Source organism: Sorangium sp. So ce117, assembly GCF_051524395.1.
GTDB lineage: Bacteria > Myxococcota_A > Polyangia > Polyangiales > Polyangiaceae > Sorangium > Sorangium cellulosum_B.
The window spans coordinates 8,229,834-8,253,988 of sequence record NZ_CP150309.1; the positions used below are offsets into that span (position 1 = coordinate 8,229,834).

Here is a 24,155-nt window from a genome sequence, read left to right on the forward strand (position 1 = left end):
TCGCCGAGCCGGTCATCCACGCGCCACGCGCGCGAGCGCCGCGCGCACCGCGGCCGCGGTGCCGTCCCAGGTGGGCAGCGCCGCGGCCCGGACGGCCGCCGCGCGGCTCATGCTCGCCCGGAGAGCGCCATCCTCGAGGAAGCGGGCGAGCACCGGGGCGGGGCCATCGACGTCGTCCCAGAGCAGCGCCTCCGCGCCGTCCTGGACCGCCTCCGCGATCGCGCCGGCGCGGGCGGCGAGCACCGGAACGCCGGCCCGGACCGCCTCCGTGAGCACCATGCCGTAGCCCTCCAGCGACGAGGGCAGGACGAGCGCGTCCGCCGCCGCGAGCTCGGCCGCGAGCGCCTCGTCCCCGAGCACGCCGGGCGCCGAGACGCGCGCCCGCAGGAACGCGGAGCCGGCGATCGCGCGGCGCACCCGCCCGGCGTAGGCCGGGTCGCGCGCCGCGTCCCCGATGAGCACGAGCGTGGCATGCGCGCTCCCGACCCGCTCGAACGCCGCGAGGAGCTCCAGCAGCCGCTTGCGCGGGATGAAGCTCCCCACGAACAGGAGCCGCAGCGGGCCGCCGTCCCGCCGGGCGCGGGAAAGCAAGGGGAGCCGGTCCGCGCCCGGCGTCGCCACGTCGACCCGGGCGAGCCCGAGCTCGCGCCGGAGCCGCGCCGCGGTCGTCGCGCTCGTCGCGAGGTGCGCGTCGCACAGGCGGATCACCGCCGCCTCCGCGAGCGAGAGCGCCGCGCGCCGCGGGCCGGGCGGGAGCTCCCACGCGCTCAGGTGGTGCACGAGGAGCGCGCGCGCGATCCGCCGCGGCAGCGCCGCGAACGCCGGCACGAGCTCCCGGAAGCAGAGCTCGTCGCCGACCACCACGGCGGGGTCGATCCGGGCGAGGCGCCGCGCGAGGGCGAGGCCGGCGAGCGCCCGCGACCGCGGCGCCGGATCGAGGGACACGACCTCCACGGCGTCGCCCCGGGCGCGCAGCCGCTCGACGACGAGCCGATCGTAGATGTAGCCGCCCGTTGTCTGGTCGAGGGCGCCGTAGACGATCCAGGCGATGCGCATGGGTCAGGGGAGCGGCCCGGCCTGATAGCCGCCCTCGCGGCGCGCGGCAACGAGCCGCGCCGCGGTGGCCGGCGCTACAGGTCGCGCTCGAAGCCCGCGTACGCCGACGGCGACTCTCGGACGAGCACCCTCAGCGTCGATCCCGGGAGCGGCGCCTCTCCCGCGGGCAGCCTCGCGATCTCCTCGGCGAGGAGCCCGGCCACGTGCTCGGCCACGCGCTCGGTCGTGGAGGTGCGCCCGGGGAAGGCCGGGTGCTCGTCGAGGTTCGTGTAATCGATCGTGTCGAGCACCCGGCGCAGCGACGCGTGCAGCGCGCCGATGTCCATGACCACGTGGTGCGGGCCGAGCGCCTTCGCGCGGATCTCGATCTCGACGGAGTACGTCGCGCCGTGCATCCGGGTCGCCGGGCCGAAGAACGGATCGGAGAAGCTGTGCGCGATCATCACGTGATCGCTGACGCCGAGGAGGAACATGGCGGTGGCGGGCCTCTGACTTCTAGGGTGCCTCTCGCGTAGCCGATCGTGCGCCGTACCGGAAGACCGTCTGCAGCCGCGCCCCGGGCTCGGCCGCGAGCTCTGCGTACACGGACGGCGCCGCGTCGAGCGGGACGGACGGGTCCAGCAGCGCGTCGAGCGCCGGGTCTTCGAGGAGGGCGCGGACGAGCGCGAAGCGCCGCGCGTGGTCCCAGCGGGGCGCGCGCTCCGGCGGGATCGTCGAGACCTGGCTCGCCCGCAGGCGCAGGCGCCGGCGATGGAACTCGGCGCCGAGCGCGACCGGGCTCGTCCGCGCCCCGTAGAACGACGCGACCGTCACCGTCGCCTCGCGCGCCGCGTGCGCGATCGCGCGGTCGAGCTCCTCCGGATGGCCGGTCGCGGCGATCACGGCGTCCGCGTCGCTGCGCGGCCGGTCGTCCTCGGGCCGGAGCGCCGCGGCGGCGCCGAGCGCGAGGCCGACCTGGCGCCGCCGCTCGCTCGGCTCGACGAGCCGGACCACGGCCCCGGCGCGCCGCGCGAGCGCCACGATGAGCAGCCCGACGACCCCGCCGCCGAGCACCACCACATCGTCTCCGAGCCCCACCCCCGCGTCCCACACGCACGTGATCGCCGTCTCGAGGTTCGCGGCCAGCACCGCGCGCTCGGCCGGGATCGAGCGTGGCAGGCCGCGCGCCGCGCCCGGCCCGAGCAGGTGGAGATCGCCGTGGGGCGCGAGCGCGAAGACGCGGTCGCCCGGCCCGAGCGCCGCGCCCTCGCCGCGGGCGACGACCTCGCCGACCCACGCGTAGCCGTAGCGGCGCGGGTAGGTCGGCGCGCCTTCAGCGTCGGGCGCGTCGAGCGACGGGTCGAACGGCGTCGGCCCCTCGCCGCGGAAGAGCAGCAGCTCCGTCCCCTGGCTCACGCCCGACGCGAGCGCGCGCGCCACGACCTCGCCGGGCCCGGGCGCGCGCGGCGGGGCCCCCGGACGCACCTCGACGAGCCCTGGCCGGACGAACCAGAGCTCCCGGGCGAGCGGCGGGGCGGCGTCGCTCGGCGTGACGGCCCCGGGCGGCGCGGGCGCGTCAGTCGGGATAACGCACCTCCCCTCGCAGCAGCACGTTGCCCCCGAGGAGCTCGACCGCCGGCTCGCGCAGGTCGATCGCCGATGCGAGCGGCGCCTCTCCCAGCGCGCCGACCGCGGGGATCGCCGTGTCGCCGAGGAAGCGCGGCGCGATCTCGACCTCCGCGCGGTCGGCGAGGCGCGCGCGCAGGAACGAGGTGAGCACGGCGCCGCCCCCCTCGACGAGCAGCCGCCGCACGCCGCGCGCGTGGAGCTCGGCCAGCGCGTGCGGCAGCGAGACGAGGCCGCTGTCGTCCGCGGGCACGACGATCACCTCTGCGCCGCGCTCCTCGAGCCACGCCTGCGCCGCGCGCGGCGCGCGCCCCGCCGCGCCGAAGACGACCACGCGCCCGCCGGCCGGCTGCCCGCTGCCGGGCGGCTGCAGCAGGCGCGCCCCTTCCGGCACGCCGAGGGCGCTCGCCAGCACCACGCGCATCGGCTGGCGCCCCTCGCACCCGCGCAGGGTCAGCCGCGGATCGTCGATCACGACGGTGCGGATCCCCACGAGCACCGCGTCGTGCTCCGCGCGCGCCCGGTGGGCGCACACCATCCCGGCGGGCGTGCTGAGCATGACGCGCTGGTCCCGGGCCGCGATCCGGCCGTCCAGCGTCTGGGCGAAGTGGAGCGTGACCCGCGGGCGCGGCAGGCTCATGGCGCGCTCGCGGGTGCGCGTCCGGCGCGAGCGAACGCGCGGGGGAGAGGGGACTTTGCCGCCGTCCCGAGCCGACAGTGGAGCCTCCGGGGCACGACGGCACTCTAGACCAGAACTCGGGAACCGGGGAGGAGCACGCGCACTCGATCACCCAGTTCCACGCTTTCCAGGAACGCACTCATCTCCGCGCCCAACAGCCTCATCCGTCATCGAGCGACTCGAAGCATCGATGAAGATCAGCGAGACACGGTTCGATCGTCTCTCTGGCGACTCCGACCCTCGATGGGCGCAAAGACGATGTCGCGCGGCGCTCCCACGCGAACGCGCAAAGCACCGAGGTCGCCGGAGCGACGTCAAGTCCACGAAGCGCGTGACGCGGCGCACGCCACATTTTTCGAGTCGCGTGGTGACGCCATCGCTGTTGCTGCAATTGTTCAAGTCACGCGCTGCTTTTTTGCGAACGGCGGTGCCGCGCACCGCTGTGCACCTGTGTGCAGGTGTATGTTGCGCGCCATGCGCGCTTCTACCTTGGCTGAATCTCTTGCACTTCTCACGCTGACGACGGCTCTCGCCGTCGGCTGCTCTGGATCTTCTGACGCTGACGACGGAGACCCCGGCGCTGCGGCGAGCTCCGGCGGGCTACCGAGCGCGAGCGCCTCGACGGGCGACGCCGCGAGTGGCAGCGGCGGCTCGACCTCGGGAAGCACCGGGGTCACCAGCGGCGCCGGCGTCACCAGCGGCGCCGGCGGCGCGGGCAGCACCGGCAGCACCACAGCGGGAACGGGCGGCGGCGCGGCGGCAGGGACCGGGGGTAGCGGCGACTCGAGCAGCACCACGGCGGGAACCGGCGGCACCTCGAACCCGGGCTCCGAGCTCGGCAACGGCGCCATGGAGGGCTCCGGCAAATCGAGCGAGCGGTACGAAACGGGCCTCGTCTCGCGCGACGGCACGCCGTACGTGCTCATCACCAACGGCTGGGGCCCCGGCTTCGGCAACCACACCGTCTCGTGGGAAGGCACCTCGTTCACGGTGGAGAGCATGAGCGGCTCGGCCGGCTCGATGGGTCAGCCCGCCTCGTACCCGACCGTATTTTGCGGTCGCTACTCGGTGAGGGAGGTGCCTGACTGCGGCTTGCCGGCGCCGAGCAGCTCCATCAAGAGCCTGCGCACCGGCTGGCGCTGGGAGAAAAATGGCAACGAGGGCCAGTACAACGCCGCGTTCGACATCTGGATGGGCAACGGCACGCAGCTCCAGGGCTATCTCATGGTGTGGCTGCGCGATCCGACGCGCTTTCAGCCTGCCGGGCAGCCGAACAGCGCGCACCAGGGCATCGAGGTCGCGAACGTCCCCGGCAAGTGGAACATCTGGAACGGCATGGTGAACGGCCTGCCGATCGTGAACTGGGTGCGTGCCGAGGGGCAAGACAGCTACGAGATCGAGTTCGATGTGATGGACTTCGTGCGCGACGCGCAGACGCGCGGCATCAGCGTGCCCGGCAACACGGTCAACGCGGTCGCCGTCGGGTTCGAGATCTGGGAAGGCCCCATCACGAACCTGAAGAGCCTCGACTTCTACGTCGACGTGAACTGAGTGAACTGAGCGCCACCGCTCGCTTGCCGCGCAGGCCCAGGCGCCCTATCGCGCGGTGATGCCGATCAGCTGGACGGATCTCTCCTCGCGCTGCGAGCGCGCTGGCCTCCCGCTCCGCGGCGGCTTCCACCCGCGCGAGGGCGACGGCGTGCCGGCGGCAGGCGACCTCCCCGCGGGGACGCTCATCCTGCTCGGCAACGCCGGCCCGTCGATGTGGCGCGCGTTCTCGCGCGCCCGCAAGGACGCCCCCGATCTCGCGCTCGACGACTGGACCGCCGCGGTCGTCTCCCCGCTCGCGGCGGAGCTCGGCGCGACGGCCCTGTTTCCCTTCACCGGCCCTCCCTACTGGCCGTTCCAGCGCTGGGCGCAGCAGGCCGAGGCGCTGTCCCCGTCGCCCCTCGCCATCCTCATCCACCCGCGATTCGGCCTCTGGCACGGGTACCGCGCCGCCCTCGTGTTCGCGGAGCGGCTGTCGCTCCCGCCGCGCGAGGACCTGGCGAGCCCCTGCGTCTCGTGCGCCGGCCAGCCCTGCCTGAGCGCCTGCCCCGTGTCCGCGTTCTCCCCTGGCAGCTACGATGTCGCCGCGTGCGTCGGCCACCTCGACGCCGGCCCAGGCGCAACGTGCATGACCGGAGGGTGCCTGTCGCGCCGCGCCTGCCCGATCGGCCAGGAGCACATCTATCCCGACGAGCAGCGCGAGTTCCACATGCGCGCGTTCCGGCGCGCGATGTCGAGCACGGGCGGCTAGCGAGGACCGCGGCGGCGCGCAGAGCGCGCTGGCCGGGCGCACGGCGCGGCTCACTGCTTCCTGATGCGATATCCGGCGCGCGGGAAGTGCACCGCGATCTCCCCCACGTCCGGATCGCTGCGTCGTATCGTGATCTCGGCGGACGAGAGCCGCGCGACCACACCCCGGGTCTCCTCTCGACCGTAATCGTCAGCCGTGATCGTCACGGCGTCTCCCGGCGACAGGCCCTCTCCGGTCGCGGTCTCCCCGCCGGCGACGTCGGCCGGCTCGGACGCGCGGGCCGCCGCGAGCGCCTCGGCGGCGGTCATCGCTCGGACGTCGCCGGGGCCGAACGCCTCGATGCGCGCGAACCACCCCGCGAGCGCGGGCCGCGCCTCGATCGCGGCGGACAGCCTGGCGCTCCGGTTCAGGAACCAGACCGGGTGAAAGCACGCCGCGTCCGCGATCGAGAACGCGTCGCCCAGCAGGAAAGGCCGGCCACGGAGCTGGCGCTCCAGCCGATCGAGCGACAGCAGCGCCTGGCTCAGGGCGTGCGGCGCCGCCTGGAAGATCGCGTCCTTGCTGAGCGCCGGCGACATCGCCGCGCGATCGACCAGGATGCCGGGCGGCAGGACAGGGAATATCTCCACGACCACCGGCGGCACGGCCTGCGACATCAACCGATGATCCGCCCAGTCCTCGATCAGCTCGACAAGCCCGGCCTGGCCCGGCGGGACGCAGGAAGGCTCCGGTCGTATCTGCTCCAGGCGCCGCGCGATGCAGGCCGTGTCACAATAGATGTCCGCGCCGATCTGCAAGACCGGGATCCGCCGATATCCCCCCGTGAGCGGGGTCAGCTCCGGCTTCGGCGCCATCATCGGTTGCTCGACCGATCTCCACGCGATCTTCTTGTACGCGAGGATCCGGCGGATCTTCTCCGCGAAGAGCGATAACGGATAGTTGTGCAGGATGAGCTCAGCCATGGACGACCTCGTGCGCTGGCGACCTCTTCGGGTCGGCGTTCGCTGTCGAATCTAATGAGGGCGGCGCGCGCCGCTCTTGGAGGATCTTGCGATCCCCCGCCCCCTCTCGAGAGCTCCGGGGCTCCGGATCAGGCCGCCGGCGCGGAGCCAGGCGCTGCTCGCCCGGGCGCCGCGCGCCCCGCATCTCCCGCGCGCGCCGCATTCCCTGCGCGGCGCCGCCCGCGAGCCGCTAGCCTCCGTTTCGGGGGGCGGCGCCGCGGTCTCGCGGCGCCCTTGAAGCGCCCTCCTGACTCGACGGATCCCGCGCCTCGCGCGGGACGAGGAGGCACCGCCCATGCTCGCCGGCCGCATGATGGATTACCCGCTCACGTTGACCCACTTCCTCGACCGGGCGCGGACGTACCACGCGCGCTGCGAGATCGTGACCCAGAACCCGGACAGGACCGTCTCCCGCTCCACGTATGCCGATCTCCACCGCCGCGCGTCGAAGCTCGCGCACGCGCTCACGCGGCTCGGCGTCCGCGCGGGCGATCGCGTCGCGACGCTCTGCTGGAACCACGCCCGGCACCTGGAGCTCTACCTTGGCGTCCCGGCCATGGGCGCGGTCCTCCACACCCTGAACCTGCGCCTCCACCCGAGCGAGCTCGGGTACATCGCCTCCCACGCCGAGGACAAGGTCGTCGTCGTCGACCGCTCGCTCCTCCCGCTCTTCCGCAAGTTCGCGCCGGAGGTCCGCAGCATCCAGCGCGTCCTTGTCCTCGACGACGACGGGCCCGTGGATCCGGCGGCGGGCGACGGGCTCGACTACGAGGCGCTGCTCGCGCCCGAGCCGGATCACTTCGACTTCCCGAGCCTGGATGAGCGCGCCGCCGCCATGCTCTGTTACACGTCGGGGACGACCGGCAACCCCAAGGGCGTGGCCTACAGCCACCGCTCGATCGTGCTCCACACGCTGGTCTCCTGCATGCACGACGCGCTCGGCTTCCGCGATCGCGACATCGTCCTTCCGGTGGTGCCCATGTTCCACGCGATGGCCTGGGGGCTGCCGTACGCGGCGATCGCGACCGGCGCGCGCGTCGTGCTCCCCGGCCCGCACCTCGACGCCGCTTCGCTGCTCGATCTCATGGCCAGGGAGCGCGTCACGTTCGCCGCGGGCGTCCCCACGATCTGGCTCGGGATCCTCGCGCTCCTCGACGAGCACCCGAAGCGCTGGGATCTCTCGTCGATGCGCGCCATGGTGATCGGCGGCTCGGCGGCGCCCCCCGCGCTCATCGAGGGCTTCCGCGCGCGCCACGGGCTCGTGGTCCTCCACGCCTGGGGGATGACCGAGACCAACCCGCTCGGCACCGTCGCCCACGTCCGGAGCAGCCTTGGCCGCCTCCATGAGGACCCGGCCGCCTCGCTGCAGACGCGCGCGTCGCAGGGCTACCCGGTCCCGTTCATCGATCAGCGCCACGTCGACGCGAACGACCGGCCGCTGCCCTGGGACGGCAGGACGATGGGCGAGCTCGAGGTGCGGGGCCCCTGGGTCGCCTCGTCGTACTTCGGCGGCGAGGGCGAGGACCGCTTCACGAAGGACGGCTGGTTCAAGACCGGCGACGTCGTGACGATCGACGGCGAGGGCTACATGCGCATCGCGGATCGAACGAAGGACGTGATCAAATCGGGCGGCGAGTGGATCAGCTCGGTCGCGCTGGAGAACGCGCTCATGAGCCACCCGGCCGTCCTGGAGGCCGCGGTGTTCGCGGCGCGCCACCCCCTCTGGGGCGAGCGCCCGCTCGCCGCGATCGTCCTGCGGCAGGGCCAGAGCGCCTCGAAGGAGCAGCTCCACGCCCTCCTCGAGCCGCGCTTCGCGAAGTTCTGGCTCCCGGACGAGTACCTCTTCCTCGAGCGGATCCCGCGCACCTCGACCGGCAAGTTCCTCAAATCGAAGCTGCGCGAGGAGTTCGCCGATCTCCTGGAGAAGAAGGCATCCGGATGACGCGCTGACGCGCCCGGGGAGAAATCGCCGGAAGCTCCCGGCAAAGCGTGTACTACGCTGCCGCCATGGCCGAAGGGGAACCCGAGGATTTCGCCGCCGCGCTGAACGCCGCGGCCATCGACGGCTGGATCAGCGCCATGGGTCTCCGGCTGATCCGCGCCACGCGCGACGAGGTGGAGGCCGAGCTCGACATCGGGCCGCAGCACCGGCAGGCCTATGGCATCGTCCACGGCGGCGTCCACGCGGGCATCGTGGAGACGCTGGCGTCGATCGGCGCCGCGCTCCATGCCCTGCCGGACGGCCGCTCGGTCGTCGGGCTCGAGAACCACACGAGCTTCCTGCGCGCGGTCCGGTCGGGGCGGCTTCGCGCCACCGCGCGCCCGCTCGACCGCGGGCGGCGCACCCAGGTCTGGGAAGGCTCGGTCTACGACGAGGAGGGCCGGCTCTGCGCCTCGGGGCGCGTGCGCCTGCTCGTCCTGGAGCCGGACGCGACGCTCGCGGGGCAGCGCGCCGGCACCCCCGGGTGATCGAAGGCCGCGCGAGCGCCTGACCGCCAGCTCCCCCTGACCCCTGATTGCCCGCTCGCCGGCTCGCCCGACCCCCTGATTGCCCGCTCGCCCGATTGCCCGCTCGCCCGAGCGCCTTACACCCTTCGCGAGGTGCCCCCGTTGCGCGACGCAGCCGCCCTTCGGATGATCGACCATATTCCCCGGCTCGGCTGGGTCGACGCGCCCTCGCCGGTCACGGCGCTGCCGCGGCTCGCCTCCGCGCTCGGCGTCGAGTTCCTCGGCGTCAAGCGAGACGACCTCTGCGAGCCCCTCCACGGCGGGATGAAGATGCGGAAGCTCGACTACGTGCTCGCCGCGCCGCCCTTCTCGACCGCGGCGGCGTGGTCCGCGGCGGGCGGCATCGGATCGGGCAACGTGGCGGCGCTCGTCGCCGCGGCGCAGCGGCTCGGCCGGAGGGTGCACGCGCACCTCTTCTGGACCGACCTCTCCAGGGGCGTGCTCGACAACCTCGCGTTCACCGCCTCGGGCCCGGCCTCGATCCGCTTCTACCCGTCGCGCGTCGAGCTCGCGCTCGCGCGCCCGTCGCTCTTCCTGCCGCTCCGCGCCCGGGACGACGACGGCGCGGCGATCGTGCCGCTCGGCGCCACGTCGGCGCTCGGCATGCTGGGCGCGGCGCGCGCGGCGCTCGAGCTCGGCGCGCAGATCCGGGCCGGCGAGCTCCCCGAGCCCGCGCGCGTCTACGTGCCGCTCGGCTCCGGCGGCACCGCCGCCGGGCTCGCCGTCGGGCTCGCGCTCGGCGGCCTGCGCTCGCGGGTCGTGGCCGTCGCAGTCGTCGAGCGCCTCTTCGCCTCGCGCTTCCGCCTCCGCGCCCTCACCGCCGAGCTCCGCGCCGCGCTCGCGCGGCGGGGCGTCGCGCCCGTGCCCCCCGCGGCGCCGATCGACGTCGTGCACGGCTACCTGGGCCGCGGGTATGGATCGCCCACGCACGCGTCGCTCGCCGCCTGCGACGCCCTCGCCGCCGAGGGGATCTCGCTGGAGCCGGTCTACACCGGCAAGGCCATGGCCGCGCTCATGGCGCACGCGCGGGAGCGCCGGCTCGGCCCGGTGCTGTTCTGGCAAACCGCGCGGCGCGAGCCCCTGCCCCGGCACGACGGTTTTTGCGAGCGGCTCCCGGCCGCGCTGTCGCGGCGCCTCGGCGCCCACTGCGGCGGCGGATCTCGATAAACGACCTACATCTCGGCGCCTCCCCGGCGCTCGTGCGCTGTCGCTCGGCTGCACTTTTCCCCACTCCGGCCTCGTGCTGCCAGCGCACGGCGGCAATTTTCTGGATCGCACCGCCATTGCGACGAGATAGAATGGCTGTCTCGCTTGCGCCCTCGGCGACCGCCCATCCCGGCGCTCGTAACGCCGCGGCCCGCGCGCAAAACATGCGCAAACCTCGCACAACGGACGCGCAGACCACGCGCGATATCCCCCACAGAAGGAGTCTTCACATGCTTAGGCCGCTACAATCGAACTGGTGTGCTCCGCTCGCAATCATGCTGGTGTTGGCCGGGGTCGCGTGTGGGGGCGGCACCGATGGATCGAGCGACTCCAGCAACAGCGCCGGCGCGGGGTACGGCTCGGGCACGGGCGGCAGCGACTTCGGGTCCGGCGTGTCGGCGGGCGCGGGCAACGGGAACGGCAGCAGCGGCAGCGGCGACGGGTGCAACGCGAGCCTCACGGGCATCGTGCGCGACTTCCGCGCCTACGAAGACGGCGAGGGGCACCCTGACTTCGAGACGTTCACGGGCCAGGGCCTGAAAGGCATCGTCGAGCGCGAGCTGGGCCCGGATCAGAAGCCCGTCTATGCGCATGACGGCGGTACCGCGCACACGACCGGGCCCGAGGAGTTCAACCAGTGGTACCGCGACGTCGACGGCGTGAACATGCCGATCCAGTTCACGATCACGCCCGTCGTCGGCGCGGACGGCATTGCCACCTACGAGAACCGGGCCTTCTTCCCCATCGACGAGCAGGGCTTCGGGAACGAGGGGAGGCAGCATAACTTCCACTTCACGTTCGAGCTCCACATGACGTTCGTGTACAACGGCGGCGAGGAGTTCAGGTTCTCCGGCGACGACGATCTCTGGGTGTTCATCAACAACCGGCTCGCCATCGATCTGGGCGGCCTCCACGGCCCGCAGAACGATAGGCTCGACCTCGACGCGATGGCGAACGAGCTGGGGATCACGCCCGGGCAGGAGTACGCGCTCGACTTCTTCCACGCCGAGCGGCACACGAGCGAATCGAACTTCACCATCCAGTCGACGCTCGCGTTCACGAACTGCGAACCCATCTTTGTCGACTGATCCGCTCGACTGATCCGCTCGACTGATCCGCTCGACTGATCCGCTCGACTGATCCCGCTCCACCTCTCCTGCCCAGCGAGGGCGGCGGGCCCGCTTCCGCGAGCCCGCCGGGGCTAAGGCTGGAACGACCCGCTGACGAACGTCGAATCGGCGAGGCGGTACGGCACGCCCATGATCTCCCCGGGCCGCGGCCCGCGCACGAGCTCGCGCGGGAGCTCGTAGGTCTGGTCCATCAGCCGGATCTCGATCGGCCCGGAGTCCTCGACCTCCAGCGACCACTCGATACCTCCCGGCGGCAAACCCATGTAGGTGAACCCCCAGCGGACATCGCGCTTCGCGTCGGCCGCGCGCCCCCGCTCCTCCACGCCCTTTCCATCCACCTCGGCGCGGATCACCCGGTTCGGGGACGTCACCTCGGCGAACAGCCAGGGGGCTCCCCGGGATGAGGCGACGCGGAGCCGGAGCGCCCGCACGCCGTCGCGCCGGACGTCGCCGAGCACCGTGAGCGACGGCGCCGGCAGGGCGAGGGCCGGCGCCTCGCCCTGGCGCGTCACGCGCACGAACGGCACGGCGAACGAGGGCGCCTGCCCGCGCTCGTCCGGGAAGTACGCGGCGGTCCACGGGTCGAGGTCTCGGTCGGCCGAGAGCCAGTGGGCCTTCCCGGCGGCGGCGTCGACCGCGTAGGCGAGGCTCGCCGGTCGGGGCCGCGCCTCGGTGAAGCCCGTGGTGGCGCAGGCGACGAGGAGCGCCGCGAGGCCGGAGACGCCGAACGCGAGCGAGAGCCGCGTCGAGCGGCCGCCGCCGAGCAGCTCGGCGTGCGGCAGGAAGAGCCCGAAGACGAGCGCGACGGCGAGGGCCGGCACCGCCGCCTTCGGCAGGCCCAGCGCGACGAAGAACAGGTACGGGCCGGGCACGGCGAGCGCGACCGCCGGCACAGCGGTCGCGACGAGGACCGCGGCGTCCGCGAGCGTGGGCGGGGCGTCGCCGCGCCGGATCGTCACCGCCGCGAGCCCGAGCAGGGCGAACGCGAGCGGCCAGGCGAAGTAGAAGCTCGCGCCCGGCATGAGCAGGCTGGCCGCGGCGAGGAGCAACAGCCACAGGAGCAGCGCGCCGAGGGCGAGCTCGCAGGCGCCGAGGCGCCGCCGGAAGAACCGGTAGCCCGCCGCGGAGGCCGCGAGCGCGGCGAGCGCGAGCGCGAGCCGGTACGCGGGCGCGTTGTACGGCTCGAACGGCATCACCCGGAGGGCCGGATGCACGCTGCGGAGGATCCACGCGAGCCCGCCCACGGCCGCGGCGACGCCGAGGAGCAGCGCCAGGAAGGCGAGGAGCCCCGCGGCGATCCTGCCCGGCGAAGCGGCCCGCCGCCGCATCGCGTGGAGCACCACGCCCGCGAACAGGCAGGTGACCAGCGCGGCGATCGGGAGCGTCCAGCCGATCGGGTGCGAGACGAGGTGGGCGCCCCACGTGTTGAAGTACACCGCGTCTCCGCGCCCGGGATCCCGCAGGTCGAGCGCGCCGAAGCGCCGCGCGAGCGAGAGCGCGTAGTCGCCGGCGTGCTGCACGCTCCGGAGGTCGAGGTTGGCCACGGTGTCGGACGGGGCGTGGTAGTGCGCGGCGTCGTCGGTGAAAGCGAAGTTCAGCCCGGGGATCCCGGCCCGCTTGAAGACGCTGAGATCGGTGCTGTGGCCCATGCGCCGCGCGACCTCGGGGAAGAGCGACGACGCCACCGGGTAGGCCGCGGCGCTGGCGAGCTCGCGGACGGGGAAGGCGTCGCCGGGCCCGGTGTCGAACATCGCGACCACGCCGCCGGCCCCGCGGGCGTCGAAGTTGAGCGCGATCCCCACCTCGCCGCGCAGCGGGTGCTCGTCCATGAACGCCTTGCCGCCGAGGACGCCTCCCTCCTCCGCGTCGGTGAACAGGAGCAGCACGTCGTTGCGCAGCGGGGGGCCGCTCTTCAGGGCGCGCAGCGCCTCCAGGAGCGCCGCCACCCCGCTGCCGTCGTCGGCGGCGCCCGGGCTGCCGGGGACCGAGTCGTAGTGCGCGACGAGCGCGACCGCCCGGGTGCTGTCCGCGCCCGGCAGCCGCGCCACGATGTTCTCGACGTGCGCCGCGTCGTACGGCAGGCCCCACTGCCGGCTGAGGACCGAGGCGCGCTGGACCTCGGGCTGCACGCCGAGCTTCGAGAGCTCCGCGAGCAGGTAGTCGCGCGCCCGCCGGTGGCCCGCCGAGCCGGTGGGGCGCGGCTCGGCCGCGATCTGCGCGAGGTGCGCCCTGGCCCGCTCGGCCGAGAACACCTCGGGCGGCGCGCTCGCCGGGACGACGTCCGGAGGGCTCAGCTGTGCGATGCGGATCGCGACCAGGGCGACCAGCGCGAGGGCCGCGGCGAGGCGAGGAGACCACGCCATGACGGTCGGTCGGCCTCAGCGCGCAGGCGCCGGAGGCTCCCCCTGGGCGTCGTCCTCGGGCCTGCGCGCGAGGCGCGCGGCCGCACCCCGGTAGAGCGCCGTGAGCGGCGCGCGGTGCGCGGCGAGGAGCACCGTCACCCCGGCCAGCCACAGCAGCACGAGCGGCACGAGCGCCGAGGAGGTCGTGTAGACGAGCACGGGGCGGAAGGCGCGCTCGCGCGTGACGAGCTCGCGGCGCGCTCGAACGGCCCGCTCGTAGTCCGGGAGCGACAGCGCGACCGGCGTCACCCCCTCCAGCACCGCGCCTCCAGGGGCGAGCGCGCCGCCGCCCTTGGCAAGATCGTCGTCCTTGGCCCTGCGCACGGCGGCGGGCGCCGGCGCCGCCGACTCGCTGTACGTGGAGTCCCAGCGCTCCGCCCTGTAGCTCCTCGCCGAGACGGCGAGGAGCCCGACCAGGAGCGCCAGGCCGCCCAGGCAGAGCAGCACCACCATCGCGGCGGCGCGGCCACGGCCTCCGAGGAGCCGCCCCGCGAGCCACGCCGCCACGGCCGTCGCGATGCCGACCAGCAGCGCCACGAACGTCGCGGGCGCCAGGAACCACAGGCCCGCCATGAGCAGCCCGCCCAGCGCGCGCAGCGCGCGCACCCGCCCGCGGCTCGCCGCCCCGCCGGGGCGGACGGCGATCCACGCGGCCACGAAGCCGACCGCCACCGCGAACGCGTCGCCTGCGTCCGCGAACCACACCGGCCGGTCGCCGCCGAGCAGCGCGAGCGGCACCACGCGATCGGGCAGCCCGACCGTCAGCGCCACCTCGCTCGCGGTGAGCGGGTAGCTCGGCATCGGCAGCTCCAGGGTTCCTCCGAGCGAGTGCACCGCCGCCTGCGCCAGCGACTGCACCTGGATCGTGTGGCTCCCCGTCTGCAGCGGCACGAGGACCTCCTCCGCGGCCTTGCCCTGGTGCATGATCCGCTGCGCCTTCCCGTCGGCGGCGAGGTAGATCGGCCGCCCGCCCGGCGCGTAGGTCAGGTAATCGATGCCGTTGTTCTCGTAGGTGAGCGCGTCGTCGGCGACGAGGTCTCCGCGCTCGGTCAGGACCAGGGTGCGGCGGTGGTCGCGCACCACCGCGGCGAGGACCTCGACCCCCGAGAGCGGCTCGACGGCGACCTCGACGCGCTGCCCTCGCTGCACGAGCAGGAGCCGCGACGTCGCCTGGGTCCGCGGGATCGGCGACTCGGCGGCGTCGACCTGGCGCGCGTCGCCCTTCACGGTGAGGCGGTGCTCCGCGTCGGACTCGAACAGCCACCACTCGTAGGCGGAGCGCGGATCGGGCGAGAACGCCCCGACCTTCGGGAGCGTGCCCGAGATCTTCATCTCCGCGGCGCGGCCCGAGGTGGGCAGCACGAGCTCGCCGCCCTCGACCCGGAAGCCGCTCACGCCCGCGACGTCGAGCACCTTCTCCCCGAACGCGAGCGGCAGGCGCACGACGCCGAGGTCGCTGCCCGACCGCATGACGAGCCGGTACTCGAAGCCGATCTCCCGGCCGACCCGCACCGCGCGCGACAGCTGGAACACCGTGGGGCCCGCGCTCGCGCCCGCTTCGCCCCCCGCGCCGCCGTCGGGGGTGAAGTGGAGCGTCGCCTCGCGGAGCCCCGAGAGCCGCGCGCCCTCGGCGACGGTGCCGCCGGTGATGTCGGCCTCGAACGTGTTGAGCGGGCCGGCGACCAGGAGCGTGAGGTCGCCCTCGAGCCACAGGCTGCCCCGGAGCACGAAGCGGCGCGCGGCCGTCCAGAGGTAGTAGTGGTCGTCCTCGAAGCTGATCGGCGCGGCCTCGCGGCGCGACGCGGGCCGTCCATCGTCGAGCGTGGCCTCGATGCGGAGGTGCGCCGGCGGCCCGAAGAGCGGCACGGCCACGGGGCGGTCCGTGAGCACGCCGCCCGAGAGCTCGAACTGGAGCGGCCCCTCGCCCACCGCGCCCGTGATGCGCAGCCGATCGAGCGCGTAACAGCGCTCCTCGCAGCCCCCGGAGCCGCCGCGCTGGTCGACCCAGCGAGAGAGCATCTCGAGCTGTCCAGCCCACGAATCCGGCGGAGGCCCGTGCGCCTGCGCCTGCGCCGCGGCGCCCTTCGCCGCGGGCGTCGCTGGCGCCGCGCCCGCGGCAGGCGCCGCCGTCGGCGCGTCAGGCGCCTGCCCCATCGAGAGCGACGGAACGACGAGCAGCGACAGCACCACGAGAAGCCACAACAGCGTTGGTGGCGTGGCCTTGTTCCAGCGCGCGAGCGACATAGGGTGACTCCCTTCCTTGACCTGCCGAGCGAACGCGATGGCCGCCGCAGCGTCCTCATCAAACAACCTAGGGAAAAACGACGGCAACAAAATCGACATGAGGCCTTGACAGTTAACGCGTCGCGTCGCAGTGTCGTGGCGTCGCGATTGTGCCTCCGACGAAGCCACAAGGTGGCTCTGTTCGCGGGCACGGCCGTGCGGCGGGGCTCCCCTCGCTCCAGTGCACATCGCGTCTTGCGAGCCCGCGACAGCGGGCGACGCGCGGGGCACGGGGGTCAACGCTGGATTCATCATTTCTGTACGCCCGCGGTCGTCGCGGGGGGACACACCGAAGTGGGAGGCAGACCATGAGTGAGACCCAGAGCATCACGGAGCCGAAGGCCGAGAACAGCGTGAACGGGAGCGCCGGGCCCGCGCCGGCGGCGGACGCCGGCGGCGCGGCGCCGGTCAAGCCGCCGTTCGTCGAGACGCTGCGCGAGCTGGGCACCTCCTGGGCAGGGGTGGCCATCGGTTACGGGCGGATCGCGCTCGAGGGCGCCGCGCGCGCCCTCGAACGATCCGCGGGGAAGCTCGGCGAGCTTCAAGAGAAGCTCAAGAAGGGCGAAGTGGCAGCGGAAGGCGCCCGCTGAGCGCCCCCTCCAGCGCGCCGCCGAGGAGCGCCCATCATGGCGCTTCTGGCGGCGCCGGGACCGGCGCGCCGGCGATGCCGACGGCAACAGCATAGATCGAGCCGGCTGCGCCTCCGACGTAAAGGGTCCTCGCATCGAACCCCGGGCCCGCGCCGAACTGCGCATTGGCCACCCCGGTCGGGAAGCGCGCCAGCAGTTCGGCCTCCCCCAGAGCGGCGCCGCCCGCGTCGAGCCTCACACGATAGAGCTTCCGGTTCTCGTTATCGACCGTGTAGAGGTGACCACACGTATCGAGGACGAGTCCGTCGAGCACGGACGAGGCGACCGTGACCACGAGCGAGGGAGGTTCGCCAGGGTTGTTCAGGTCGATCTTGCGGATCTCGCCGGCAGTGGAGTTGGTGTAAAAAACCGCCCATCGCGCCGGGTCGAAGACGATTCCGTTCGGCTCGCTCACCTCGGGGGCGCCGCTCGCGATCTCGTCGATCGTGGCATCGGGGTTGAGGCGAATCACCCGGCCGCCCGCGAGGTCGGTCGCCCAGACGTTGCCCAGCGCGTCCGGAGCGAGGCCGTTCGGGTCCGTGAGGCCTGTCACGTAGTCGTCGACCATTCCGGTCGCCGAGATCTGGACGACGGCGCCCTGGTCCGGCAGCGCCGCCACGAGGGTCCCGTCGGGCCGGTACCGGAGCCCGGGCACGGGGCCGGGCAGAGACGCGAAGTTCGAGGTCCGGCCCGTGGCGTCGAAGCGAACGAGGTTCGGCCCTTGCTTGGCGACGAGGTAGCCGCGCCCGTCGAACGCGAAGTCCTCGCTGCCGCTGAACACGGCCGTGACCAGCGCCGGCTCGAAGGGCCCGGACACGAGCGCCGCGCACTCGGCGCTCGGCCCTGCGCCCGCGCCCGCGCCGACTGCCGCCCCGCCGCCTTCTCCGGCGCCCACCGCCGCGCCGCCGCCCTCCCCGGTGCCCGTGGCCGCGCCGCCGCCGCCGCCGCCTTCGCCGGCGCCCGCGCCCGACGTCGCGCTCGCCCCGCTGCTCGACGCAGCGCCGACGTGGCCGCCGCTGCACGCCGACGGCGCTCCGAACAGGAGCAGCGCCCAGCCGAGCAGCCGGTACCCTCTCTTCATCTACCTCGCCTCCTCGCTGCGCACACTACACGCCGCCCCCCGCATTGCCTACGGTCGACGGCGCGCGCCCGAGGCGCGAAGGCGGCCGGCGCGACGCGCCGTCGGAGCGGGGTGGGGTGGGGGTGGCCCGCGAGCGCAGCGCAGCGCAGCGCGCCTAGCGCCGCGAGACGATGACGACGCCGGCGCCGACGATGGCCGCCGCGGCCCAGGTCGTCGCGGAGGCCCGCTCGCCGCCGAGCAGGACGCCGAGCGCGATGGCGACGATCGGGTTCACGTACGCGTAGCTCGTCGCGATCGCCGGGCGCGTGCTCCGGAGCAGGTACGTGTACGCGCTGAGGGCCACGATCGATCCGAACACCGCCAGATAGGCGAGCGCGAGGAGCGACCGCGATGAGGGCGCCGCCGCGAGGTGCTCGCCCGAGAGCGCGCTCACCGCGAGCATCACCGCGCCGCCCGCGAGCATCTCCGCCGCGACCGCCATCGGCCCTTCCGGGAGCGGCAGCGAGCGGCTGTACAGCGAGCCGAGCGCCCACGACACGGGGGCCAGCAAGATGAGCAGGGCCCCGGCGTGCGCCGCGTGGAGATCGCCGCCGAGGTGGAGCAGCGCCGCGCCCGCGAACCCGACGAGGAGCCCGATCCACTCGCGCCGGGAGACCTCCGGGGCGCCGGCGGGCGCGCCGCCGGCAGGGCCCCGGCCTCGCGCGGTGGCGAAGAGCGCCAGCCAGAGCGGCATCGTGGACACCACGACCGCGGCGACGCCCGAGCTCACCCACTGCTGCGAGACGACGACGAACCCGTTGCCGAAGACGAGCAGCAGCACCCCGACCCGCGCCGCCCCGCCCCACTGCCGCAGCGTCGGCCGCGGGGCGCCGCGCAGCCGGAGCACGCCGTAGAGCAGCGCGCCCGCCGTCATGAAGCGCGTCCCGGCCAGCAAGAAGGGCGGCATCGTCTCGAGCGCGACCGAGACCGCCAGGTACGTCGAGCCCCAGATCACGTACAGCGCGAGGAGCGAGAGCAGCACCAGCCAGCTCCCCCGCGCCTTCGCCAGCGCCGCGCGCACCGTCTTCCCTGCCTCGCCTCTCGCCACCGCGATCTGCGCCGGCTCGAGCGCCTCCACCACGAGGAGCCCGCGCCCCTCGCCCCCATAGCTGGAGCCGGCCTCCAGGACCACGTCCTCCGGCTCCCCCTCGCGGGTGATCCAGACCGCGCCGGCGGTACAGCTCAGGAGCAGCGGGCCGCCCCGCAGGCGGTGCGTCCACAGGCGACCCTTCCCGAGCTCGATCCGCGACGGCTCCCGGAGGCGCGATGGCGGCTCCGAAACAAGTGAGGTCAATTTCATGCCCCGAAGGGTGGGGCCAAGCGAGCGACCGGTACAGAGGCAGTCGCTTGGTAATTGAGGCCGGTACAGTTTCTGGAACAGGCGACTGTGCTGGTCCTCACGCTCGGCAGCTGTACCGGTACCGCAGGGCCCGCCCGGCTGTACACTTCGTCTCGTGCAGGTGCAGGCGCCCATCGAAGCGGAGGACGAGGCCCACCTCTACGACCGCGTCGCCGCGCACATCGCGGATCTGATCGCGCGCGGCGCGCTGCGGCCGGGCGACCGGATCCCGTCGGTGCGGCGGCTCAGCCGGCAGCAGGGGGTCAGCGTCGCGACGGTGCTGCAGGCGTACATGCAGCTCGAGAACCGCGGGCTCATCGAGGCGCGCCCGCAGTCGGGGCACTACGTCCGCGCCCGCCGGGGCACGGCGCTGCCCGAGCCCCGCGCCGCGCGCCCCTGCACGACCGCCACGCGGGTCAGCGTGAAGAGCCTCGTCTCCAAGGTCTACCGGGCGTGCCGGGACCCGCACATCGTCCCGTTCGGCGCGGCGTGCCCGAGCCCGGAGCTCCTGCCGACCGACAAGCTGAACCGGATCCTCAGCGCGATCGCGCGGAGCGCGGGCGGCGCCGGCGTCTCGTACGATCCGCCGCCCGGCCTCCCGGCGTTGCGGCGGCAGATCGCCCGGCGCTCGGTCGAGTCGGGCGTCGCACTCTCCCCCGACGACATCGTGACGACGGTCGGCGCCATGGAGGCGCTCCACCTCTGCCTGCGCGCGGTCGCCCGCCGGGGCGACACGGTCGCGCTGGAGTCGCCGGCGTACTACGGGCTCCTCCAGCTCATCGAGAGCCTCGGCATCAAGGCGATCGAGGTCCCGTCGCACCCCCGCACCGGCATGGACCTCGACGTCCTCGAGGAGATGCTGGGCCGCCACCGCATCAAGGCGTGCCTCGCGATCCCGAACTTCAACAACCCCCTCGGCAGCGCCATGCCCGACGAGGCGAAGGAGCGCCTCGTCGCGATGCTCGCGCGCCGCGAGGTGCCGCTCATCGAGGACGACATCTACGGCGACCTGCACTTCGGCGACGTCCGCCCCCGCCCCGCCAAGGCGTTCGACAAGAAGGGCCTCGTGATGCTCTGCTCGTCGTTCACGAAGACGGTGGCGCCGGGCTACCGGGTCGGCTGGACGGCGCCCGGCCGCTTCCTCGACGAGGTCGAGCAGCTCAAGTTCGCGCAGAGCGTGGCGACCGCGACGCTGCCGCAGATGGCGATCGCCGAGTTCCTCGAGATCGGCGGGTACGACCACCACCTGCGGACGCTCCGGCGCCGGCTCGCCGCCCAGGTCGCGCGCATGAGCGAGGCGATCGCCGAGCACTTCCCGCCCGGCACCCGCGTCTCGCGCCCCGCCGGCGGCTTCGTGCTCTGGGTCGAGCTGCCGCCCGGCACGAGCGCGCTCGACGTGCACGAGCGCGCGCTCGAGCACGGCATCAGCGTCGCACCGGGGCCGATCTTCTCGGCCAAGCACCGCTTCTCGAACTACATCCGGGTGAACTGCGGCTACCCGTTCACGGAGCTCAGCGAGCACGCAGTCCGGACGCTCGGACGGATCTGCGCCGAGACCGCCGAGGGATGACGCGGTGGACGGCCGTGGCCCCGGCGGTGGCCGGCGCGCCCTGGATGCCGTACCCGCGCTGAAGTAGAACCCCCCCTCTCGATCGAGCGCCCGCCCCGACGAGCCCACGCCCTTGCGCCCCCGACATCCCGCGTCCCTTCTTTCGCCCGCGTCCCCGCCGACGCCCGCGCTGCGGCCTGCGCTCCCGATCCTGCCTGCGCACCGCAACTCCGAGCCCGCCCGCGCTGCTGCGCCATCGCCCGCCCGCGCGGCGTGGGCGCTCGCGGCCTCGCTCGCCGTCCTGCCCGCCTGCGGCGCCGGGGCGATCGCCTCGCCGGGCACGCGAGCGCCGGAGACGCTGCGCGCGCTGCCGGATCGCATCGACGGCAGCACCCTCCTCGGCGGGGACGCGCAGCGCGCAGCGCAGGCGGGCGCGAGCGCGCTCCGGGTGATCGGCGCGGACATGGCGTCCGACGGCGATCGGCTCGGCGCCTTCGTCGAGGTGCCCGCCGGCGAGTGCATGCTCGCGATGGCGCGGGTCTCGCCGACGATCAGCGACGTCGACCTGTTCGCCTTCGAGGACGACGGCAGCGCCTTCTCGACGGACGAGGCGGCCGACGCGCGCGCCTCCATCCTCGTCTGCCCGCCGCACCCGCGGAGGCTCTATGTCATGGCGCGCGTCATGTCGGGCGCCGGGGCGGTGAGCGTCGGCGTGCAGAGCGTCCCGGTCAAGGCGGCCGACGCCGTCGCGCGCGCCGTCGGCGCGCGCGGCAGGTCCGGCGACGAGAGCGGGCGCCTCGAGTCGTGGCCCGGCCTGGAGGCGAAGATCAGGGCGCGCCGCGCCGCGGTCGGCGCGCGCTGGGACGACGTCCGGCGCGTCGCGCTGCCCGTCGGATCGAGGACCGCGAGCCGGATCGGCGCCCCCCTCGACGGCGGCCGCTGCCTCGACGTGCTCGTCTCCCCGAGCGACGAGGTCGCCTCGCTCGAGGTGGTCGCGGAGGACGAGACCGGCAGGGTCGTCGCGCGCGCGCGCGAGCGGGGCCAGGATCGCTCGCTGCTCCTCTGCTCGCCGGTCTCCGTCGAGCTCTCGATCGCGATCCGCTCGCGCGGCACGCAGGGCCTCGTGGCCGTGGTCGTGAGCCGCTCGCAGCCGGGCGCCGAGGCGGAGATCTCCGGCGCCACGCCGATCGAGCGCGTGACCGAGGGCCGCGACCTCGCCGAGGCGCGGGCGGACCACGCCCGCGCGCTCGCCGGCCGGGGCTACGGCGCGCCGCGCGTATCGACCGGGGCCGCGCGGCTCGGCAGCCGGACGACGCTGCCGATCGAGCTGCCGGCCGGCTGCGCGCGGATCGACGTGCTGGCCGGCAAGCCGCTCGCCGACGTGCTCGCGGAGCTCTGGAGCGAGGGCCACGCCCTCCTCGGCCGCGCCCGGGGCGGCGCGCGCGCGACGCTCTTCACCTGCGGACGCGGCGGCCCCGCCCGCGTCGACGTCGAGTCGATGGCGCAGCCTGGCCCGTTCGCCGTGGAGGTCCGCAAGGAGCCGGAGGCCCCGCCGGCGCTCGTCGCCCATCCGATCGCCGCCGCGAGGCTGCTCGGGCGCATGAGCGCCGCCGGCCCCGCCGACGCCGCGGGGGCGGCCGGCGCGCAGGCGGTGGGGCTCGACGCCGCGCGCCTCAAGATCCTCCCGCTCCCGATCCCGGCCAACACGTGCGCCGAGGTGATCGCGGCGCTCGACGCCGACGGCGCGGGCGTCGATCTGCGGCTCGTCGACACCTCGACGGGCGAGAGCTCGCTCGCCAGGGCGCGGCACGTCGTGTCCGACAGCCGCTGCGCCGGCCCGGCGGCCGTCCCCGCGTCGATCGAGCTGCGCCTCGCGGACGGCAAGGGAGACGCCCTCGTGCTGATCCGCACCTCGCCCAGGTCGCGCTGAGCGAGCAGCGAGGCACGAGCGCGAACGCTCGACCGCCCGCCGCGCCTTGACAGCGGAACCCCCCGAGCCCTCAGATAACGGCCGAGGGGTCGTTCGATGTCCTCCGGTCGCTTCGCCATCGCCACGCACGCCCTCGCGCTGCTCGCCCAGTCCGACGAGAGCTGCGCGAGCGACGCGCTGTCGGCGAGCATCAACACGAACCCGGCCTTCCTGCGGCGCATCCTCGCGCGGCTGTCGCAGGCCGGGCTCATCGAGGCGCGGGAGGGCCGCTCGGGCGGCTATCGCCTGGCGAGGCCGGCCAAGAAGATCCGGCTGAGCGAGGTGTACGCCGCCGTCGAGCCGGAAGGCGCCATCGCGCCGAGCCCGTGCGAGCCCAACGCGAGGTGCCCGATCGGGTCGGGGATCCAGCGGGCGTTCGATGAGGTCGCCGAGGCGGCCAACGCAGGGCTACTGCGCGGCCTCGCGCAGAAGACCGTCGCGGACATCGCGCTCCGGGCGCAGCACCTCGGCCGCCCGGCGCCTGCGCCGGTCAAGGCCGGCTGATCGCGGAGGCGCCTGGCCGCGCGGCGACGCCGCGCCCGGCCTCCTGCCAGGGACACACGCGAGGCCGCCATCCCTGCGGGCGGCCGAGCCGCTCCCCTGGCAGAAACTGAAACCGTGCATATAACAGTTGGAGCGAGCGGGGCTGTCGAGGATCGGGCCGGCATCGGGCCGGCGCGTCGCAGCCAGGGCCCGCTCAATCCAGAGAAAACCGAAAGGACAGCGCCATGGGCAGCAGCCATGTCATCGAAGTCAACGACCTGAATTTCGCGCAGGAGGTCCTGCAGACGGACACGCCGGTGCTCGTGGACTTCTCGGCATCCTGGTGCGCCCCCTGCAAGCGGCTCGCGCCGATCGTCGATGAGATCGCGGCCGAGACCGCCGGCCAGGTCAAGGTGGTCAAGCTCGACGTCGACGCGTCGCCCGAGGCCGCGCAGCGCTTCGGCATCCGCGGCCTGCCGACGGTTGTCGCCTTCCAGAAGGGCGAGCCCATCGGGCGTCACGTCGGCCTCACGAACAAGAAGACGCTGCTCGCGCTCCTCGGACGCTGACCGAGCTGAACGCATCGAGCGCGCCGAGCACCTCGAGCGCATCGAGCCTCCGCCGGCGATCGCCCGCGCCGTGACGTGCCCCACACATCGCGCCCCCTGCGCGACGCAGACGCCACCACAGCGCTCGCCAGGACCGCTGAAAACCCGACACCGACCTGCATTTCGTGAGCGGCTCCCGCCTTCACCCCGACCGCACGGGATGTGCGCGGTGCTCCGCCGTCGCATTGCGCGTCGGCCGTCTTCTACGGACGCAGCATCCCGTTGACATGACCACCCGATACGAGATTTTCTCGTCCGAGGAAGCCCAGCACTCCGCAACGCCGCTCGC

Annotated in this window: 20 protein-coding genes; 11 read left to right on the forward strand and 9 right to left on the reverse strand. The window is 74.0% G+C overall.

What is annotated here, in order from left to right; all coding sequences use genetic code 11:
• Positions 1-12: 12 nt before the first annotated feature.
• The 4 genes from WMF46_RS30685 to WMF46_RS30700 form a co-directional block, all read right to left on the reverse strand.
• Positions 13-1,056, reverse strand: coding sequence for a glycosyltransferase family 4 protein (locus WMF46_RS30685; protein ID WP_437980460.1), 1,044 nt, complete (start codon positions 1,054-1,056; stop codon positions 13-15).
• Positions 1,057-1,130: 74 nt separating this feature from the next.
• Complete coding sequence (locus WMF46_RS30690) at positions 1,131-1,529, reverse strand: 6-pyruvoyl trahydropterin synthase family protein (RefSeq protein ID WP_437293635.1); 399 nt, start codon at positions 1,527-1,529, stop codon at positions 1,131-1,133.
• Positions 1,530-1,551: 22 nt separating this feature from the next.
• Complete coding sequence (locus WMF46_RS30695; protein WP_437980461.1) at positions 1,552-2,520, reverse strand: zinc-binding dehydrogenase; 969 nt, start codon at positions 2,518-2,520, stop codon at positions 1,552-1,554.
• 91 nt (positions 2,521-2,611) lie between these two features.
• A complete protein-coding gene (locus tag WMF46_RS30700) occupies positions 2,612-3,301 on the reverse strand; it encodes a RibD family protein (RefSeq protein WP_437980462.1) in 690 nt (229 codons plus the stop codon).
• A gap of 513 nt (positions 3,302-3,814) precedes the next feature.
• On the opposite strand from WMF46_RS30700, the gene WMF46_RS30705 reads away from it, so the two are divergent.
• Positions 3,815-4,891: a GH12 family glycosyl hydrolase domain-containing protein gene (locus WMF46_RS30705; protein WP_437980463.1), complete on the forward strand. Its 1,077-nt coding sequence runs from the start codon at positions 3,815-3,817 to the stop codon at positions 4,889-4,891.
• A gap of 58 nt (positions 4,892-4,949) precedes the next feature.
• Positions 4,950-5,639: a hypothetical protein gene (locus tag WMF46_RS30710; RefSeq protein ID WP_437980464.1), complete on the forward strand. Its 690-nt coding sequence runs from the start codon at positions 4,950-4,952 to the stop codon at positions 5,637-5,639.
• Positions 5,640-5,689: 50 nt separating this feature from the next.
• On the opposite strand, the gene WMF46_RS30715 is transcribed toward WMF46_RS30710, so the two are convergent.
• Positions 5,690-6,601, reverse strand: coding sequence for a glutathione S-transferase family protein (locus tag WMF46_RS30715; protein WP_437980465.1), 912 nt, complete (start codon positions 6,599-6,601; stop codon positions 5,690-5,692).
• A 334-nt stretch (positions 6,602-6,935) separates the two neighbouring features.
• Between WMF46_RS30715 and WMF46_RS30720 the strand changes: the two genes are divergently transcribed.
• The 4 genes from WMF46_RS30720 to WMF46_RS30735 all read left to right on the forward strand — a co-directional run bounded on the left by WMF46_RS30720 (position 6,936) and on the right by WMF46_RS30735 (position 11,442).
• Positions 6,936-8,582: a long-chain fatty acid--CoA ligase gene (locus WMF46_RS30720; protein WP_437980466.1), complete on the forward strand. Its 1,647-nt coding sequence runs from the start codon at positions 6,936-6,938 to the stop codon at positions 8,580-8,582.
• A 65-nt stretch (positions 8,583-8,647) separates the two neighbouring features.
• Positions 8,648-9,109, forward strand: a complete 462-nt coding sequence (locus tag WMF46_RS30725; protein ID WP_437542618.1) for a PaaI family thioesterase — start codon at positions 8,648-8,650, stop codon at positions 9,107-9,109.
• Positions 9,110-9,274: 165 nt separating this feature from the next.
• The gene (locus WMF46_RS30730) at positions 9,275-10,315 is read left to right on the forward strand and encodes a 1-aminocyclopropane-1-carboxylate deaminase/D-cysteine desulfhydrase (protein ID WP_437980467.1); all 1,041 of its coding nucleotides are present in this window, start codon (positions 9,275-9,277) and stop codon (positions 10,313-10,315) included.
• A 269-nt stretch (positions 10,316-10,584) separates the two neighbouring features.
• On the forward strand, positions 10,585-11,442 hold the full coding sequence (locus tag WMF46_RS30735; RefSeq protein ID WP_437980468.1) for a fibro-slime domain-containing protein: 858 nt from the start codon (positions 10,585-10,587) through the stop codon (positions 11,440-11,442).
• Between the two features lie 113 nt (positions 11,443-11,555).
• Here WMF46_RS30735 and WMF46_RS30740 read toward each other — a convergent pair whose 3' ends face one another.
• Positions 11,556-13,847 carry a M20/M25/M40 family metallo-hydrolase gene (locus WMF46_RS30740; RefSeq protein WP_437980469.1) on the reverse strand — a complete coding sequence of 764 codons (2,292 nt, stop codon included), beginning with the start codon at positions 13,845-13,847 and terminating at the stop codon, positions 11,556-11,558.
• A 15-nt stretch (positions 13,848-13,862) separates the two neighbouring features.
• The gene (locus tag WMF46_RS30745) at positions 13,863-16,130 is read right to left on the reverse strand and encodes a hypothetical protein (RefSeq protein WP_437980470.1); all 2,268 of its coding nucleotides are present in this window, start codon (positions 16,128-16,130) and stop codon (positions 13,863-13,865) included.
• A gap of 347 nt (positions 16,131-16,477) precedes the next feature.
• Between WMF46_RS30745 and WMF46_RS30750 the strand changes: the two genes are divergently transcribed.
• A complete protein-coding gene (locus tag WMF46_RS30750; RefSeq protein WP_437980471.1) occupies positions 16,478-16,759 on the forward strand; it encodes a hypothetical protein in 282 nt (93 codons plus the stop codon).
• 34 nt (positions 16,760-16,793) lie between these two features.
• Here the strand turns inward: WMF46_RS30750 and WMF46_RS30755 are convergent, their stop codons facing one another.
• Positions 16,794-17,879: an SMP-30/gluconolactonase/LRE family protein gene (locus WMF46_RS30755; protein ID WP_437980472.1), complete on the reverse strand. Its 1,086-nt coding sequence runs from the start codon at positions 17,877-17,879 to the stop codon at positions 16,794-16,796.
• 154 nt (positions 17,880-18,033) lie between these two features.
• Positions 18,034-19,218 (reverse strand): drug/metabolite exporter YedA, encoded by a 1,185-nt coding sequence (gene yedA, locus WMF46_RS30760; protein WP_437980473.1) that lies wholly within the window; start codon positions 19,216-19,218, stop codon positions 18,034-18,036.
• 154 nt (positions 19,219-19,372) lie between these two features.
• Between yedA and WMF46_RS30765 the strand changes: the two genes are divergently transcribed.
• The 4 genes from WMF46_RS30765 (at position 19,373) to trxA (ending at position 23,827) form a co-directional block, all read left to right on the forward strand.
• Positions 19,373-20,827 (forward strand): PLP-dependent aminotransferase family protein, encoded by a 1,455-nt coding sequence (locus tag WMF46_RS30765; protein WP_437980474.1) that lies wholly within the window; start codon positions 19,373-19,375, stop codon positions 20,825-20,827.
• Between the two features lie 112 nt (positions 20,828-20,939).
• Positions 20,940-22,736 (forward strand): hypothetical protein, encoded by a 1,797-nt coding sequence (locus tag WMF46_RS30770; protein WP_437980475.1) that lies wholly within the window; start codon positions 20,940-20,942, stop codon positions 22,734-22,736.
• A 96-nt stretch (positions 22,737-22,832) separates the two neighbouring features.
• Positions 22,833-23,279, forward strand: coding sequence for an Rrf2 family transcriptional regulator (locus tag WMF46_RS30775; protein ID WP_437293652.1), 447 nt, complete (start codon positions 22,833-22,835; stop codon positions 23,277-23,279).
• A gap of 224 nt (positions 23,280-23,503) precedes the next feature.
• Entirely contained in the window at positions 23,504-23,827 is a 324-nt protein-coding gene (gene trxA / locus WMF46_RS30780) for a thioredoxin (protein WP_437542633.1), read from the forward strand.
• Positions 23,828-24,155: the final 328 nt, after the last annotated feature.